The following is a 1,458-nucleotide window of genomic DNA, read 5'->3' as shown; positions in this document are numbered from 1 at the left end:
CGCTGAACCGCGCCGGGTTTTGCGGAGGCTCCAACTCTTGAGAGGATGGAGCCATGACGAAGCGAACCCCACCTTTTTCCCCCGAAGTCCGCGAACGTGCGGTGCGGATGGTGCTGGAGCACCAGGGCGAGCACGACTCGCAGTACGGGGCGATCCGTTCGATTGCGGCCAAGATCGGCTGCTCGGGTGAGACGCTGCGCAACTGGGTCCGCCAGGCCGAGCGCGACCGGGGCGTGCGGGCTGGACCGACGACGGACGAGCGCGAGCGGATCAAGGCGCTGGAGCGGGAGGTTCGTGAACTCCGGCAGGCCAACGAGATCCTGAGGAAGGCGTCGGCGTATTTTGCCCAGGCGGAGCTCGACCGCCGATTCCGGTCATGATCGCCTTCATCGACGATCACCGCGCCTTATACGGGGTCGAGCCGATCTGCAGGGTGCTGCCGATCGCCCCGTCGACGTACCATGCCCATGCCGCACGGCGGACCGATCCCAGCATGCTGCCGGCCCGGGCCAAGCGGGACACGGCACTGATGGCCGGGATCCGCCGCGTGCACGCGGCGAACTTCGGCGTCTATGGCGTGCGCAAGGTCTGGCGGCAGCTTGCCCGCGAGGGGATCGCGGTCGCCCGCTGCACCGTGGAGCGACTGATGCGGGCGATGGGGCTGCGGGGCGTCGTGCGCGGGAGGGAAACGCGGACCACCGCCTCGAATCCCGCCACGCCGTGTCCTGCCGACCTGGTGAACCGGCAGTTCCGGGCAGCGGCGCCGAACGTGCTGTGGGTCTCAGATTTTACCTACGTCGCGACGTGGCAGGGCTTTGTGTATGCCGCCTTCGTCATCGACGTCTTCGCCCGCCGCATCGTCGGCTGGCGAGTGTCGCGGACGGCCCATGCGAGTTTCGTCCTCGATGCTCTGGAGCAGGCCCTCCATGACCGTCGCCCCGCGAGGGGTGGCCTGACCCACCATAGCGATAAGGGATCGCAATATGTCAGCATTCGGTACACGGAAAGGCTGCTCGGTTGGACGTATACGTCCAACGGGATTGAGCCCTCGGTCGGCAGCGTCGGTGACAGCTATGACAACGCCCTCGCCGAGAGCGTCATTGGGCTATTCAAGACGGAGGTGATCCGTCGCCGCGGCCCGTGGCGCTCCCTCGAGGCCGTCGAGTTCGCCACCCTCGAATGGGTGGCCTGGTTCAACAACCAACGCCTCCTCGAGCCGATCGGGAACATCCCTCCCGCCGAAGCCGAGGCGCGCTACTATACAGCAAGCCAGGACCAGCCCTGGCCGAGTACCCAAGCCCAATGGCCTCCGGCAGACCCGGGGCGGTTCACACTGGTGCGGTGAGTGACCCGCTTGCCAAGCGTTGAGCGGATCGCCCGTGGGTACGAGCCATGCCCGTCCGTGGTGACCTTGTCGGGGACCATGCCGGTGACCGATCTGGCCGAGCGGAAGAACGC

At 67.1% G+C, this 1,458-nt stretch carries 1 protein-coding gene and 1 other annotated feature; the gene reads left to right on the top strand.

All coding sequences use genetic code 11. From position 1 onward, the window contains the following. The first annotated feature begins 53 nt into the window (after positions 1-53). A protein-coding gene (locus ACO1BU_RS37295) for an IS3 family transposase (RefSeq protein WP_424140892.1) occupies positions 54-1,345 on the top strand; the annotation gives its coding sequence in 2 pieces (ribosomal slippage) (positions 54-345 and positions 345-1,345; 1,293 coding nt in all). Further along, positions 335-451 (top strand) — a sequence feature (AL1L pseudoknot). It overlaps the preceding gene by 117 nt. Positions 1,346-1,458: the final 113 nt, after the last annotated feature.

Source organism: Roseomonas chloroacetimidivorans (assembly GCF_049629625.1).
Classification (GTDB): Bacteria; Pseudomonadota; Alphaproteobacteria; order Acetobacterales; family Acetobacteraceae; genus Roseomonas; species Roseomonas chloroacetimidivorans.
This window is presented reverse-complemented; position numbering and strand designations above follow the sequence as displayed.